Here is a 14,650-nt window from a genome sequence, read left to right as displayed (position 1 = left end):
GGACCAGCCTCCATGATCTCCCGGCGCTCCCTCGGCCTCGCCGCCGCTCTTCTGTTCGCCGCCGGTACGGCACCCGCGGCCGAAACGCAGACGGTGGAGGACGTCGCCGGCCGCACCGTGCAGGTCCCGGCCGAGGCGAAGCGGATCATCCTGGGCGAGGGGCGGCAGATCTATCTGCTGGCGGCGCTCGACACCGAGGCGCCGTTCCAGCGCGTCGTCGGCTGGCGCGACGATCTCGAGAAGGCTGACCGCGACGGCTACGAGATCTATCGCCAGAAGTATCCCTTCATCGCCGACCTGCCGCGCTTCGGCGGCGCCAAGGAGGGGACCTTCGACGTCGAGCAGGCGCTGTCGCTGCACCCCGACCTGATCGTCATGAACCTGGAATCGAAGCTGGCGACCGACGAGGGCGGGCTGATCGACAAGCTGGCCGCCGTCGGCATCCCGGTGGTGTTCATCGACTTCCGCGAGAAGCCCTTCGAGAATGCGGAGAAGAGCATCCGCATCCTCGGCCGGGTGATCGGGCGGGAGGCGCGGGCGGCGGAGCTGATCGCCTTCCGCCGCGCCGAGATCGAGAAGGTGACGAGCCGGCTCGCATCCTACACCGGACCCCGTCCGAAGGTGATGATCGACCGCGCCGGCGGCTACAGCGACGAATGCTGCATGTCCTTCGGCGACGAGAATTTCGGCCGCATGGTCTCGGTGGCCGGCGGCGACAACATCGCCCGCGACCTGATCCCCGGCACCTTCGGCACGCTGAACCCGGAGCAGATCGTGGCGTCGAAGCCGGATGTGGTGGTCGTCACCGGCAGCAACTGGACCCTCTATGAGACCGCCGGCGCCTGGGTCGGCGTCGGGCCCGGCGCCGACCGCGACGCCAGCCGCGCCCGGCTGGAGGCGCTGATGCAGCGGCCGGCCTTCACCACCATCCCGGCGACGCAGAGCGGCCGGGTGCACGCCATCTGGCATCAGTTCTACGACAGCCCCTATCAGTTCGTGGCGATCCAGGCGCTGGCCAAATGGATCCATCCCGACCTGTTCGCCGACCTCGACCCGGACGCCACCTTCCGCGCCTTCCACGAGCGTTTCCTGCCGGTCGAGTACCGGTCCGGCTACTGGGTCTCGCTGACGCCCGGCTGACAGGCGGCCGGATCATCCGATCGGCCCTGTCATGAAAGCGCCACCGGCCGCCCGTAGATTGCGGACAAGCAACATGTCGGTCCGAGGTGCCGCAGCGCGTCGCGGCCGCCCGACGAAACGGCCGGAAGGGGGCCGCCCGGGGTGGCGGCGGAACGAGGAGGGCTGAGCTCATGCCGGGACCCGTCACACCCGAATTCGTCGTCAACACCTGGAACGGCGCGTGGCAGGACAACCCGGACATCACGACGCTCGCGAACGGCAACGTCGTCGTCATCTGGGATTCGCTGTACCTGGAGGACGACCTGGACGTCCAATACGCCGCGGCCCAGGTCTTCCGCCCCGATGGCACGCCGGTCGGGGGCGAGAAGATCCTGTCGGACCTCGCCCTCGTCGCCAACTACGCCCGCATCGAGGCGCTCGAGGGCGGCGGCTTCGCGGCGGTGTGGGAGGGAAGCGCCGGATCGGTCCTGGAGCGGACCGACATCTATACCGCCGTCTATGACGACAACGGCAACCGGGTCAGTGCGATCCAGAAGGTCAACCAGCCCACCGACGACTATTACTTCGCCCCGGAGATCGTCTCCCGCGCGGATGGCGGCTACACCGTCCTCTGGTCGCGGGAAGGGTCGGTCGACGGCGAGCCGGCATTCGATGGCGACAACTCCTTCGCCAGGAGCTTCTCGGCGGCCGGTTCGCCCATCGACACCGCGTTCCAGCTCAACCAGCGGACCTTCGGCGACCAGCACAATGTGCGTGCGGTGCAGCTCTCCAACGGCAACATCGTCACGGTCTGGGAAAGCGAGTACAGCAGCCAGAGCCCGTACGGCGTCCCCTCGGACCTGCGCGCGCGGATCCTCGGCGCCGACGGTCGGCCGGTCAGTGCGGAATTCGGCTTGGCCCCCGAGACGAACGGCCCCAACGAGGGCTTCGCGCTCGCGAACACGGACATCTCCGTCGCGGCGCTCACCGGCGGCCGCTTTGTCGCGACCTGGGTGGAGACGGTTCTCGAAGGCCGGCCGGACGGCGACACCGCCTACCGGCTCTACGGCCGGATCTTCTCGGCCGACGGGCGGCCCGAGGCGCCGACGTTCCAGATCAACACCTTCGACGGCGAGATCCCGGACCATTCGAGCGTGGTCGGCCTGGCGGGCGGCGGCTTTGCCGTGGTCTGGGACCAGTGGGGCCCGGACGAATTGCCGCTTCCGGACCGGCACTTCAAGGAGGTGTTCGGCCAATACTTCTTCGAGGACGGGCGTAAGGTCGGCGGCAACTTCCTGGTCAACCAGTCCTTCGTCGGCAACCAGGAGTGGCCGTCGGTCACGGCGCTGGAGACCGGCGGATTCTTCGTGGCCTATGAGAGCGAGGATCTCGACGGCGACGACGACGGGATCGGCGGTCGCGTGTTCTCCGGCGTCACGGTCGCGACGCTGACGGGCTCCGCCGCTGCCGACCTCCTGCAGGGCGGCGCCGGCGGCGAGCGCATCCTGGGCCTCGGCGGCAACGACCGGCTGGTCGGGAATGGCGGCGACGACATCGTGACGGGTGACGGCGGCAACGACGTGCTCAGCGGCGGCGCCGGGGGCGACTGGCTCGACGGCGGCGCCGGCACCGACACCGCCAGCTATGCCGACAGCAGCGTGGGCGTGACCGTGAACCTCGCCACCGGCATCGGCAGCAGCGGCACCGCCTTCGGCGACCGGCTGGTCTCGATCGAGGCGATCACCGGCTCCACCCATGCCGACACCCTGACCGGCAGCGCCGCCGCCAACGTCTTCACCGGCGGGGCCGGGGCGGACGTCATCAACGGCGGCGCCGGCGTGGACACCGCCAGCTATGCCGACAGCAGCGTGGGCGTGACGGTGAACCTCGCCACGGGCACCGGCAGCAGCGGCACCGCCTTCGGCGACCGGCTGGTCTCGATCGAGGCGGTCACCGGCTCGGCCCATGCCGACGCCATCGCCGGCAGCAGCGCCGCCAACACGCTCAGCGGCGGGGCAGGCAACGATGCGCTCCGGGGAGCAGGCGGGAAAGACCTGCTGACCGGCGGCAGCGGCGCCGACCGCTTCGTCTTCGCCGCTGTCGGCGACAGCGCGACGGGGGCGGCCAATGCCGACCGGATCACCGATTTCAGCCATGCCCAGGCGGACAGGATCGACCTGTCGCAGATCGATGCCAATGGCGGCGCGGCCGGGAACGGCAGTTTCGGCTTCATCGGCACCGCTGCCTATACCGGCGTGGCCGGACAGCTGCGCTACGTCGTCTCCGGCAGCGACGCCGTGATCGCCGGCGACGTCAATGGCGACCGCGTCTCCGATTTCAACATCGTGCTCAGCAACGTCGGCAGCCTGCAGGCCGCCGACTTCGTGCTGTAGCGCGAGGATCGCCGTTCCATGGATCGATGAGTTATCGTTCCGGTGGAAAGCTGATGCGCTCGAGCTTCCAGTTCTGTTCCGGGGTGGGCTGACAGACATCCAACTCGATTTCGGACGTCTCGCTGTTCTCCTGCGCGCAGAAGTTCGTGGGGTCGATGCCGTTCGCCTGCATTTTTTCCAGCTGGCGAAAGCCGGATTCATCCTCCCCTCGAAACTTCCAGATGCTGCCGACAAGCGCGCCGCAATTGCGCGTCTGGACCTTGTCCAGCCGGCCGCTCGGCTCGATCACCGGTGCGTCATTGGAAAAGACGCAGACGAATCTGCTGCTGTTGAGCTGGAAGATGAGCTGGGTGGTCGAAACTTCACCCGTCATGAAGAAGTCCGGGAAGTTTTTGCAGTCCCGCATCGTCAGCCCGCCGCCGTCATTCTGATCCGCGGCTTGCAGACGCATGCATTTCCCCGAGACCTGCGACACCAGGCGAAACGTCGTGTCCGCTTGCGCCGCCTGGAGCGTGAGCAAGAACAAAACCGTGGAGGCCGCAATCGTTCTGAGCATTGTCCGGTTCTCCATTTCCAATGCAAGAAATTGCATCCCAAAGCCTTGCTGAGAAATTTCAGCCCGCAGGCGTGGTCGGCCCGTCGACGGCTGCGTCGCCACGAAGAAGGATGCGGTCGCTCGAGGTCCGGAGCTGCACCTGTCTCGGTGCCGTCGCGAACGCGGTCTCCCGGAAGAGGCTCCCGTCCATCATCGCGGCTGAGTCACCATACGCGCCATGGCGGCCGCGCTCTTCGGTGCGATCACCCAAGTTTGGCCGGACGGCCTCCCAGGTTTGGCGACCGTCTTCCTAAGTTTCGAGGGATGGGCGCGCGCCGGCGGCTGACAACAGCCACGGCTCGCCCCGGAGGCGCAGGAGGACTTCCATCCGGTTGGCGGCGCTGAACTTGCCGAGCACTGCCGACACCTGGTGCTCGATCGTGCGCGGTGACCGCGACAGGTTTCGGGCGATTTCCTTGTTGCTCTTGCCCTCGGCGATCAGGGCGAGCACCTGCTGCTCGTTCTGGGTCAGGCCCAGCGGATGATGGCGGGCGGCCGTATAAGGCCCCCGGCGCGCCTTCGGCAGCTGGACCGTGACCCCCAGGCGTTGGGCGAGCTTTCGCGTCAGCGCGGCTGCGGACCGCGCCTCGACCGCCTCGAGCATGGTCACCGCGCCGGCCAAGGCCGCCCCCGCATCGGCGTCCCGGACCTGCATGAGGGCGAGGGCCGCCTCGTAGGGAAGGCCCAGGCGTGTCCATTCCGTCGCGGCCGCGGACGGATCGCCGCGGAGCTCGGCCGACCGCGCTTCGAGCATCCGTGTTTCGGGCGCCGGCAGCGCCTCCGCCATCCCGCATCGTCGCCACCAGACCGCCAGCTCGCCGACGTCCCAGGGGCTGAAAGCGTCGAGTCCCATCGCGGCGAGGGCCGCCAGCTGCGCGCGGCCGGCGTCGAGGTCCTCGGCGAGCCAGGCGGCTTCGGTCAACGCCAGCCGGACCGGTATGATCCGCTGGGGCTCGCCGGTCGGCAATCCTTCCTGCAGGGCCTGCTGCAGCAGGGCAGGGCCGCCGGGCTGGCCCAGCCGCACGCGCACCCTGCCCAGCACGGTCAGGGCCGGCAGATGCATCACCACCGGCAGGCGTTCCAGGCTCATGACGCCCTGGGCAATGGTCTCCGCCTCGCGGAAACGGCCCTGCTCCATGCGAAGCTGCGCCTGCCGGCCGAGCAGGTATTGGGCCGCCGAATCGAGGTCGTGCCGGCTGCAGAAGGCGATGCCTTCGGCCAGCAGCCGTTCGGCGAGGGCGAAGTCCTTGGACACCACGGCATATTCGGCGAAGTTGGTGTAGGCCCGTGCCGCGTGGTCATGAAACCCGTGCTCGAGCGCCAGCGAGAGGCCTTCCTCCAGCCGCTCGCGGCCGCCCGGGCGGTCGGCGAAGAGTAGCGCGGTGCCGACATTGTTCAGGGCATGGACCCGCGTTTCGATCTCGCCCAGCCGATCGGCAAGGGCGATCGCGCGCAGGCCCCAGTCGACGGCATCGTCGAAGCGATAGTGCAGCATGTGGAGCTGCGAGCGCGTGCTGTAGGCCATGGCCAGTTCCGGCCCCGACGGCATGCCTTCCACCTCGCGCACCGCCTCGTTGGCGAAATGCTCCGCCTGCTCGCCTTCGCCGCGGCGCCAGTGCAGCCGCGACAGCCAGCGCAGATTGAGGGCGACCTTGTCGATCCGCCCGAGGTCGCGCCAGATCGCGATGGCGCGGTGCCGCGCCTCGATGATCTCGTCATAGACGAGCAGCACCAGCCCGGCCTCGTAGGCCCAGTCTTCGTAAAGCTGGGCCGCCAGCGCCGGCGGCGCCTGCGCGACATAGGTCAGGGCCGTGGCCAGGTGCGAGGCCGCTTCGCGATGCGCGCCCATGCGCGAGGCCTGCGCGGCGGCCTGCGGCGCGAGCTCGAGGACGCGCGCGCCGTCGCCGGCTCCGGCGGCGTGGTGCATCCGGCGGGAGAGCAGGGCGCTCGCCTGCGCCGTCAGGAGCCCCGATATGGCCGCATCCACCTTGGCATGAAGCGACCGCTGCAGGCTCGGCGACAGCCGGTCGAGCGTCGCCTGCCGGGCGAGGTCGTGGCGGAACGTCAGGGCACCCTTGCCGTCGCGCCGCAGCAATCCGCGGGCCACGCACTGGTCCGCCAGGATTTCGGCCTCGACGCCGAGAAGCGACCGGATCAGGCCCGGTTCGGCGCTTCCCGGAATGATGCTCATCACATCCAGCACCTCGCGCTCGCCGGCCGTCAGGCGGGCCAGGCGGGACCACACCGCGTCGCGCACGGAATCCGGAATCTGCCCCAGCTCGAACTCCCGGCTCGCCAGCAGCTCGGAGACGAAGAACGGGTTGCCCTCGGTGATGCGATGGAGATCCGCGGCGGCGCGGCCCGCCTGCTCCGCCAGCGCGGCGACCGCTCCGGGAGACAAGGGCTCGAGCCGGATGCGGGTGACCGAGGCCGGCTGCAGGTCGCCGCGCACATGTGTCAGGGGATGATCGGCGTCGACCTCGTCGCTGCGGGCGCTGAGCACCATCATCGTCCGCAGGACGGAGATGCGGCGGCCCAGGTATTTGACGAGATCGAGCGTCGCGTTGTCGGCCCAGTGCACATCCTCGAAGACGAGCACCGTCGTGCCTTCCGCGCCCTGGAGGGCGTTCAGCAGCGCCGGAAACAGCCGCTCGGGCGCCGCCGCCTGGTCGAGCAGCGCCGCCACGCGCGGATCGAGCGACCGCGCCATGTCCTGCAGGGGGCCGAGCGGGCGCGGCGTGAACAGCGCCTCGCACCAGCCCCACAGTACCCGGCAGCCTCCGCCCGCGCGGTCCGCGAACTCCTGCAGGAGGGACGTTTTCCCGATGCCGGCCTCGCCTTCGAGCAGCACGGTGCGGCCGACGCCGGCCGCAGCGCTTCGGGCGGCCGCCAGCAACGCTTCCAGTGGACCCTCTCGCTCGAGCAGCATCGGGCGCAACCGTCTCCAGGCACCGGCGAGCATACCGCGCCGGGGACGGCTTTGGCACGCCTGAGAACGGCTGTCTTCCGGCGATAACGGCAGAGCCGGCTTTGACTGCCGCGTCCGTTCGCAAGCCGCGGCGGCTTAAAATCGCCGGTCGCCGCTCCCATATATCTCCGGTCGACCTAGATTTGTTCGGCCAGCTCTCAAAGCTCGTGATCGAGCGCCGAGCCCAGCTTTCCGCACCTTTCGAAGTTTGACCGCGGCCGTTGTGGAGCGCTGTTTGTCGTCTGCATTGCCCTCGACGATTCTCACGGACATTGCCGCCCGGCTCCGCCGGGCAGTTCATGGACAAACATGCAAAGCGATCGAGACTCGAAGCCCATGACGGCACAGCCGCGCCTGCCGCTCGACATCGACGCGGCGCTGCGGGCCGAGGTGGCCCGCTTCCGGATGCCGAGCCTGCCAAGGGCGGTGTGGCAATTGACCTCGACCTTCGCCGGCTTTGTCGCGGTCTGCGCGACGATGTATGCCAGCTTCGGGGTATCGTACTGGCTGACGCTCGGGCTGGCGGTGATCGGGGCCGGCCTGACCGTCCGCCTCTTCATCATCCAGCATGATTGCGGGCATGCGTCGTTCTTCGGCTCGCGCCGCGCCAACATCGTGCTCGGCCGCCTGTGCGGGCTGGTCACCTTCACGCCCTTTGCGAATTGGCGCCGCCAGCACGCGGGGCATCACGCCGTCTGGAACAATCTCGACCGGCGCGACAGCGGGGTGGACATCTACTCGACCTGCCTCACGGTCTCGGAATACCAGGCACTCGCCCCCCGGCGCCGCTTCCTGTATCGGCTGAGCCGGCATCCGGTCATCACCGGGCTGCTGCTGCCGCCGCTGGTCTTCCTGCTGCTCTACCGGATTCCCTTCGACACGCCGGCGGCGTGGCGCCGGGAACGGCTGTCGGTCCACGCCACGAACGCCGGCATCGCCGGCCTCTTCGGCGGCCTCGGGCTTGTCCTGGGGTTCGAGCGCGTGCTGCTGGTCCAGCTGCCGATCCTGGTGATCGCGTCGATCATCGGCGTCTGGCTGTTCGCGGTTCAGCATCGCTTCGAAGAGACGCTGTGGCAGCGGGATGCGGAATGGACGTTCGGCGCGGCCTCGCTGCAGGGCTCATCCTATCTGAAGCTGCCGCGGATCCTGCAATGGTTCACCGGCAATATCGGTTTCCATCATATCCACCACCTCAATCCACGCATCCCCAACTACCGCCTGTCGGCCTGTCACGCCGCCGTCCAGGAACTGCGCGCCGTGCCGAGCCTGAGCCTGTGGGATGCCCTGCGCGCGCCGTTCTTCGCGCTTTGGGACGAGAAGCGGCAGCGGATGGTCGGCTTCCCGGCCGCGGCCGTCCGCCGAACCTGATCACGCTCGGCTGAGATCTGGCCGCGGCGACGGGCGTCGGATCGACCGCCTCCCGTGTCAGCCGATCACCAGGCCACGACAAAGGCGGCGAACAGGATGCCGGCGACGATCGCGACGATCCAAGCCGGTGCCCGGGGATTCGTCGCCACCCAGTATCGCCAACCTTCGAGCAGCCGATCGAGCGGGCGGGGCGCGGGTTGGCCCGGCGCTTCTCCCGGCCGGGCCTCGGAACGCTCGCTTCCTGCGGCATCGGCTTCTGCGGATTCCGCCGATGCGCCGTCCCGCAGCAAAGCCGCGGAAAGCTCTTCCGGATCCACGGTGACGACCTGGACCAGCTCGCCGCTTCCGGGCCGGCCCGGCAGGCGGATCATCGTCGCGATCCGCCGGTGGACGGGAGGCGATGAACCGTCGACCTGCTCCTCGTCCGTTTCCACCGTGTAGGTTCCGGGCGGCTGCGGCCCGTCGATGCCGCTCAGGGTGAACGGCCGGACGAAGGTCACGGTTCTGCTGCTGGTCCGCAGGGTCATTCGCGGCTCCTTCCTCTCGCCGGATGCCTCTTCCGACGCCGGCGTCCGCCGGGTCGGCGGCTAGGCAAAGGCCCGGACTGCGGCGTAGACGACGATCAGCACCACGAAGCCGATCGGAATCACGAGAGGCGGGACGAACCAGGCCTTCACGATGCCGCCGTCGCGAGATTCGGCACCTCTGGCCCGGTCTCCACTGCCTCGATCTTCGGTTTCCAGCGCGATGCCCGGCGATGCGCCTGCGCGATCTGCATGGCGGTCAGATGCGCGGCGGCACGCTGGTAGCCCGATCGGGCGGCCTGGCCACGGGCGCCGGGTTCCGCCGTCGCTGCCAGAAGGAACCAGGCGCACGCCTTGACCGCATCCTTCGATGAGGCCGGGCCTTCGGCATAGATTTCGGCCAACCGGTTCTGCGCCCGCGGCAGGCCCTGGTTCGCCGAGCGTAGCAGCCACCGGATGGCGTCCATCCGCCTGTCCTCGACGGTGTGGCCGGGTTCACCGCTCCGATTGCCGTAGACGATGCCGAGATTGAACTGCGCCACGGCGTCGCCGAGCTCGGCATCCCGCTGCAGCCGCCTCATGCTGTCGATCTTCAATGGTGGTCTCCTTGTGCTGGCGCTCGGCACCGCGCGGCGGCCCTCGGTGTCGGGTCGAACGAGCGGAACGCCAGAAGAGCGCAGCTCCGGACTGGATTCCCTGCGTTATGGCTCCTGATATGGTGTCAGCCAATAGATATTGCGATAAAAAAATCTCGATACACGGGAGAATTATATCACTGAATCTCGCTTATTTTTGTATGTGGTTGAAATGTATTACCGATTCAGTATCGATTCTGATAGTTTATTTTTTGAATTTGATCGTCGTATTTTCTAGGGATATCAACGATTCTGGTCCATGATTATTGGATCGGCTCCGGATATAGAACTTCGGCCTTGTGCTCATTGGGTGCGGCGGAAATCCGGATTCTCTCATCTGAATGCGAATTCGGCCGCCCCGCGAACGTCGCGGGCCGGCCGGGCCAATGCTTGCGAAAAGAGGAATTCATGGCAACGGGAACCGTCAAATGGTTCGACCCGCAGAGGGGCTTCGGCTTCATCACGCAGGATGACGGGGGCAAGGATGCCTTCGTCCACATCACCGCCGTCGAGCGCTCCGGCCTCGGCCAACTGACCCAGGGCCAGCGGCTGGGCTTCGATCTCGTCGCCGATCAGAGGAGCGGGAAACCGTCCGCGGACAATCTCAAGGCCGTGGAGTGACCGTGCCGGCGCGACCGCAGTTGCATTTTCTTCGTCACGGACCGCGCGGCGCCGCATCGGGCGCAGAGGAGATTTCATGGCCAAAGGGCAGAAGCGCAGCAATCGGGAAATTCGGAAACCCAAGCAGGCGGCGAAGCCGGTGGTGCACGGGGCGACCATCAGCCTGCTGAGCCGGACGGCGGCCCCGGGGGCTGGCCAGAGCAAGAAGAAGAGCTGAGGCCGGCCCATCGACCGTCCTTTTCCGGCCCCTTGCGGTCGCCGCACGGCGACGGGCAGGCGGCCGTTCCGATGGAGGCGCTGCCGTGACCCAGCCGATCCGTGTCGCCTTCATCGGCAACTCGCTCCCGCGCCGCTGCGGGATCGCGACCTTCACGACCGATCTGCAGCAGGCGGTCGCGGCGTCGGACGCGGTGGCCGACACCTGCATCGCGGCGATGACCGACCCCGGTCGCGCCTATGACTATCCGGCTGCCGTCCGCATCGAGATCGCCGACGACCGGATCGAAGACTACGTCCGGGCGGCCGATGCCCTCAATGCCGGCCAGTTCGACGTGGTCTCGCTCCAGCACGAGTTCGGCATCTTCGGCGGCGAGGCCGGCGGCCATATCCTGGCGCTACTGTCGCGTTTGACCATGCCGGTCGTCACCACGCTCCATACGGTCCTGGCCGAGCCGACGGCGGCGCAGCTGGACGTGCTGAGCCGGATCGTCGCCGCATCGGCGCGGGTCGTCGTCATGGCCAGGAAGGGCCGCGACCTGCTGCGGACGGTCTATGGTGTCCCGGCGGATAAGATCGACGTCATCCTGCACGGCATTCCCGACGCCGCCTTCGCCGAGCCCACCGCGGCGAAGGCCAAGCTGGGCTTCGCCGGACGGCCGGTCATCCTGACCTTCGGCCTCTTGTCCCCCAACAAGGGCATCGAGGTCATGATCGATGCCATGCCCGAGATCCTGCGGAGCCGGCCCGACACGATGTATGTCGTGCTCGGCGCGACGCACCCCAACCTGGTCCGCGACCAGGGCGAGGTCTACCGCGAAAGCCTGGTGGCCCGGGCGCGGGATCGCGGGGTCGAAGAGCACGTCGCGCTGCTGGACCAATTCGTCGATCTGGCCACGCTGCTCGAATTCATCTCCATGTGCGACGTCTATGTCACGCCCTATCTCGACGAAGCGCAGATGACGTCGGGGACCCTGGCTTACAGCTTCGGCCTCGGCAAGGCGGTGGTCTCGACGCCCTATTGGCACGCCCAGGAGTTGCTGGCCGGCGGGCGCGGCATCCTGGTGCCGTTCGGCGACGCCTCGGCCACCGGTGCGGCGGTCGCGGGGCTTCTGACCGACGACATCCGGCGCGAGGCGATGCGCCGGCGTGCCTATGCGAGCAGCCGGTCGATGACCTGGGCGCGCACGGCGGAGCACTACCGGGACGTCTTCGAGCGTGCGCGGCGCGGGCAACGGTTCCGGGTGGTTGAACGGCCCGGCCCGCGCGAGCCGATCAGCCCCGGCTTCATGCCGCCGGCGACGCAGCTCGGCCATTTCCTGTCGATGTGCGACGACACGGGGCTATTCCAGCATGCGGTGCATTCGGTGCCCGACCGGTCCCATGGCTACTGCGTCGACGACAACGCCCGCGCGCTGCTGGTGGCCTGTGCCCTCAACCACCCCCACGAGGCACGTCTGCCCGAGATCCTGACGGCCCGGCTTGCGGCCTTCGTCCAGCATGCCTGGAACCCCGGCACGCGGCGGTTCCGCAACTTCATGAGTTTCGACCGGCGTTGGCTCGAGGAGAGCGGTTCGGAGGACAGCCACGGCCGGACGCTTTGGGCCCTGGGCGAATGCGCCCGCAGCGACGCCAGCGCGTCGCGGCGGCGCTGGGCCGCCGCGCTGTTCGCCGAAGCGCTGCCGGCGGCCGAGGCCTTCGGCTCGCCCCGCGCCTGGGCCTTCACCCTGCTCGGGCTCGACGCCTACTGCGCCGTGACGGCCGAGGATACCTTGGCCGAACGGGTCCGGCACGGCCTCGCTGCGAGGCTGATGTCGATCCTCGCGGCTGTCGAGACCCAGGGCTGGGCCTGGTTCGAGGATGGGCTGGCTTACGACAATGCAAGACTGCCGCAGGCCCTGATCGTCACCGGGATGGCCGTCCGGTCGGCGGAGTTCGTCGATGCGGGCCTGCGGACCCTGCACTGGCTGATGTCGAAGCAGACGACGCCGACGGGCGTGTTCCGGCCGGTCGGATCGAGCAGCTTCGGCGACAAGCGGATGGCGCCGAGGCCCTTCGATCAGCAACCCCTGGAGGTCACGGCGACGATCTCCGCCTGCCTGGCGGCGTGGCGCGTGGAGGGTGACCCGGAATGGAGGGCCGACGCGGTGCACGCCTTCGCCTGGTTCTTCGGCGACAACGAACTGTCGCTCCCTCTGGTCGACCCGGAGACCGGCGGCTGCCGCGACGGCCTGCATCCCGACCGGGTGAACGAGAACCAGGGCGGCGAATCGGTCGTCTCCTATCTCCTCAGCCAGTTGGAGATGCGCCGCATCGCGCATGTCATGGACGGCCGGGCCAAATTCGTGCCGCGCCTGGCCGAGACGTGAGCGCCGTGACCTTCCCTTGAACTGTCCGAGGACGCCTTGTCGCAAATCACCTTCCTGAACCGGCAGGCTCTCCATCTGCGCCCGGATCCCGCCCGGGTGGTCGTGCGCCCGTTCAGGCCGGCGGTCGAGCCACGGAACCTCAATCCCACCGACAGGACCCGCGCGAACCACATCGTCGACCGGGTGCTGGCGCTGGATCCCGAGGCAGCCGCCGGCCAGCTGAGCGATGTGCTCGGGAACTTCCAGGGCCGCCACCGCCGCTTGCTCGAGAGGTTCGAGGCTCGGGCGGACGACATGGAGCGCGCCTTCGCGAACCATGTCCGGTTCACCGAGACGCAGCGCCGGCTGGTCGGTGCGTATTTCCTGCATGAATATGCCTTCGAGGCTGCAGCGCTGTTCAACCCCAGCATCGTGCCCCATCCCGACCAGTCTGGCGCGCCGGAAGGCGGGCGCCGCTTCATCCTCAGCCTTCGTGCCGTCGGGGAGGGGCACATCTCGTCGCTGACCTTCCGGTCGGGCTCGATCGCGGCCGACGGCAACGTGTCCATCGACCCTTCGGCCCGGCTCGCATCCGTTCCCGGAGATGAGCGCCGAACATCCGGCCCGCACGGGGACGAGGTCGAGCTGGTCTTCGCGTCGGACGAAGACATCAGCGAGCGGGTGATCTTTCCCGTCACGGACTCCCAGGCGCACGGTATCGAGGATGCCCGCTTCGTCGAATTCGACGAGGGCGGCCGGAAGATCTTCCGCGCCACCTACACCGCCTATAGCGGCCAGGCGATCCGGTCCGAAATGATCGAGACCCTCGATTTCGTCTCTTTCCGGATGTTCCCGCTACAGGGGGACGCTGCCGTCAACAAGGGCATGGCCCTGTTCCCCCGCAGGCTCGACGGTCGCTACGCGATGATCGGCAGGCAGGACAATGAGAGCCTTTATCTGATCTATTCCGACGACCTGCGCGTCTGGCAGGGCGGCCAGCCCATCCTGAAGCCCCGGTTCCCGTGGGAGTTCGTGCAGATCGGCAATTGCGGATCGCCGATCGAGCTCGACCAGGGCTGGCTGCTGCTGACCCATGGCGTGGGGCCGGTCCGGCGATATTCGATCGGGGCCGTTCTTCTCGACAAGGAGGACCCGTCCAAGGTCCTGGCCCGGTCGCGCGAACCGCTGGTCCGGCCCGAGCCGTCGGAACGCGAGGGCTATGTGCCCAACGTCGTCTACACCTGCGGGGCGATGCGGCACGGCGATCAGATCGTCCTGCCCTACGCGGTCTCCGACACCTTCTCCACCCTCGCGACGATCGAGATCGCAGCGCTGCTGCGGGCGATGGAGGGCTGACGGCCATTCCAGCGGCCGCGCGGCGGCTCCGGACAGACCATGGAGATGCAGGATGCAGATGGAGATCTGGCCGACGATATCGGTCTGGGATGAGGGCCGGTGGCTCCGCGTCGACACCGGCGCCAAGCTGCTCGACCTGCTGGGGATCCTGGTCCGCGAGTTGCCGGAGCCCGGTTTCATCACGCCCCACGACGGCGCCGGAATCGACCCGGCGACGATCGCGCATCGCCGGTTTCAGGAGCTGGTGAGGCTTGTCGAGCGGGAGCGCGAATCCGGAGCGGAGCAGCTGAGCCGGGCCACGGCGACCTCCGCCGGGGATCTGATCGGCGCCTATCGCCGGGTGTTCATCGGCATCTTGCCCTGACGCCGCCACGATGCCGTCGCCCGTGACCGGCGCTGCCGCCGGTCACGGGCCGGCGGGTCAGTAGCCCAACCCAACGGCAACCGGCGGGGCCACGCCGGCCGGCGCCCGCAGCGCGGCCACCAAAGCGTCGGTGGTGTTGAAGA

General features: G+C 68.4%; 12 protein-coding genes. 8 read left to right on the top strand and 4 right to left on the bottom strand.

All coding sequences use genetic code 11. The annotated features are described in order from the left end of the window. The first annotated feature begins 12 nt into the window (after nucleotides 1-12). Nucleotides 13-1,140, top strand: a complete 1,128-nt coding sequence (locus ACFW16_RS05965; RefSeq protein ID WP_380302821.1) for an ABC transporter substrate-binding protein — start codon at nucleotides 13-15, stop codon at nucleotides 1,138-1,140. A 170-nt stretch (nucleotides 1,141-1,310) separates the two neighbouring features. Then, nucleotides 1,311-3,512 carry a calcium-binding protein gene (locus tag ACFW16_RS05960; protein ID WP_380302819.1) on the top strand — a complete coding sequence of 734 codons (2,202 nt, stop codon included), beginning with the start codon at nucleotides 1,311-1,313 and terminating at the stop codon, nucleotides 3,510-3,512. A gap of 31 nt (nucleotides 3,513-3,543) precedes the next feature. Here the strand turns inward: ACFW16_RS05960 and ACFW16_RS05955 are convergent, their stop codons facing one another. Both ACFW16_RS05955 and ACFW16_RS05950 read right to left on the bottom strand, forming a co-directional pair. Then, nucleotides 3,544-4,170, bottom strand: coding sequence for an RICIN domain-containing protein (locus ACFW16_RS05955; protein WP_380302817.1), 627 nt, complete (start codon nucleotides 4,168-4,170; stop codon nucleotides 3,544-3,546). A gap of 187 nt (nucleotides 4,171-4,357) precedes the next feature. Further along, the gene (locus tag ACFW16_RS05950) at nucleotides 4,358-7,036 is read right to left on the bottom strand and encodes an ATP-binding protein (protein WP_380302815.1); all 2,679 of its coding nucleotides are present in this window, start codon (nucleotides 7,034-7,036) and stop codon (nucleotides 4,358-4,360) included. 375 nt (nucleotides 7,037-7,411) lie between these two features. Here ACFW16_RS05950 and ACFW16_RS05945 point away from each other — a divergent pair, with 375 nt between their 5' ends. Beyond that, on the top strand, nucleotides 7,412-8,443 hold the full coding sequence (locus ACFW16_RS05945; RefSeq protein ID WP_380302813.1) for a fatty acid desaturase: 1,032 nt from the start codon (nucleotides 7,412-7,414) through the stop codon (nucleotides 8,441-8,443). Nucleotides 8,444-8,508: 65 nt separating this feature from the next. Here the strand turns inward: ACFW16_RS05945 and ACFW16_RS05940 are convergent, their stop codons facing one another. Together ACFW16_RS05940 and ACFW16_RS05935 are read right to left on the bottom strand one after the other, a co-directional pair. Beyond that, nucleotides 8,509-8,970, bottom strand: a complete 462-nt coding sequence (locus ACFW16_RS05940; protein WP_380302811.1) for a hypothetical protein — start codon at nucleotides 8,968-8,970, stop codon at nucleotides 8,509-8,511. 146 nt (nucleotides 8,971-9,116) lie between these two features. Further along, nucleotides 9,117-9,563 carry a tetratricopeptide repeat protein gene (locus tag ACFW16_RS05935; protein WP_380302809.1) on the bottom strand — a complete coding sequence of 149 codons (447 nt, stop codon included), beginning with the start codon at nucleotides 9,561-9,563 and terminating at the stop codon, nucleotides 9,117-9,119. Between the two features lie 447 nt (nucleotides 9,564-10,010). On the opposite strand from ACFW16_RS05935, the gene ACFW16_RS05930 reads away from it, so the two are divergent. The 5 genes from ACFW16_RS05930 (at nucleotide 10,011) to ACFW16_RS05910 (ending at nucleotide 14,507) form a co-directional block, all read left to right on the top strand. Beyond that, complete coding sequence (locus ACFW16_RS05930; protein ID WP_380302807.1) at nucleotides 10,011-10,223, top strand: cold-shock protein; 213 nt, start codon at nucleotides 10,011-10,013, stop codon at nucleotides 10,221-10,223. A 76-nt stretch (nucleotides 10,224-10,299) separates the two neighbouring features. Next, the gene (locus ACFW16_RS05925) at nucleotides 10,300-10,440 is read left to right on the top strand and encodes a hypothetical protein (RefSeq protein WP_380302805.1); all 141 of its coding nucleotides are present in this window, start codon (nucleotides 10,300-10,302) and stop codon (nucleotides 10,438-10,440) included. Nucleotides 10,441-10,525: 85 nt separating this feature from the next. Beyond that, nucleotides 10,526-12,808, top strand: coding sequence for a glycosyltransferase family 4 protein (locus ACFW16_RS05920; protein WP_380302803.1), 2,283 nt, complete (start codon nucleotides 10,526-10,528; stop codon nucleotides 12,806-12,808). A gap of 36 nt (nucleotides 12,809-12,844) precedes the next feature. Then, nucleotides 12,845-14,143, top strand: coding sequence for a glycoside hydrolase family 130 protein (locus tag ACFW16_RS05915; protein ID WP_380302801.1), 1,299 nt, complete (start codon nucleotides 12,845-12,847; stop codon nucleotides 14,141-14,143). Nucleotides 14,144-14,195: 52 nt separating this feature from the next. Beyond that, nucleotides 14,196-14,507 (top strand): hypothetical protein, encoded by a 312-nt coding sequence (locus ACFW16_RS05910; RefSeq protein ID WP_380302800.1) that lies wholly within the window; start codon nucleotides 14,196-14,198, stop codon nucleotides 14,505-14,507. The last annotated feature ends 143 nt before the right edge of the window (nucleotides 14,508-14,650 follow it).

Origin of the sequence: Inquilinus sp. NPDC058860 (genome assembly GCF_042743185.1) — a bacterium.
Classification (GTDB): Bacteria; Pseudomonadota; Alphaproteobacteria; order DSM-16000; family Inquilinaceae; genus Inquilinus.
This window is presented reverse-complemented; position numbering and strand designations above follow the sequence as displayed.

What these genes read in the sequence shown, in the direction of transcription:
- ACFW16_RS05965 (WP_380302821.1), top strand. Translation starts at nt 13, where the DNA reads ATGATCTCCCGGCGCTCCCTCGGCCTCGCCGCCGCTCTTCTGTTCGCC.
- ACFW16_RS05960 (WP_380302819.1), top strand. Translation starts at nt 1,311, where the DNA reads ATGCCGGGACCCGTCACACCCGAATTCGTCGTCAACACCTGGAACGGC.
- ACFW16_RS05950 (WP_380302815.1), bottom strand. Translation starts at nt 7,036, where the DNA reads ATGCTGCTCGAGCGAGAGGGTCCACTGGAAGCGTTGCTGGCGGCCGCC.
- ACFW16_RS05945 (WP_380302813.1), top strand. Translation starts at nt 7,412, where the DNA reads ATGACGGCACAGCCGCGCCTGCCGCTCGACATCGACGCGGCGCTGCGG.
- ACFW16_RS05940 (WP_380302811.1), bottom strand. Translation starts at nt 8,970, where the DNA reads ATGACCCTGCGGACCAGCAGCAGAACCGTGACCTTCGTCCGGCCGTTC.
- ACFW16_RS05930 (WP_380302807.1), top strand. Translation starts at nt 10,011, where the DNA reads ATGGCAACGGGAACCGTCAAATGGTTCGACCCGCAGAGGGGCTTCGGC.
- ACFW16_RS05925 (WP_380302805.1), top strand. Translation starts at nt 10,300, where the DNA reads ATGGCCAAAGGGCAGAAGCGCAGCAATCGGGAAATTCGGAAACCCAAG.
- ACFW16_RS05910 (WP_380302800.1), top strand. Translation starts at nt 14,196, where the DNA reads ATGCAGATGGAGATCTGGCCGACGATATCGGTCTGGGATGAGGGCCGG.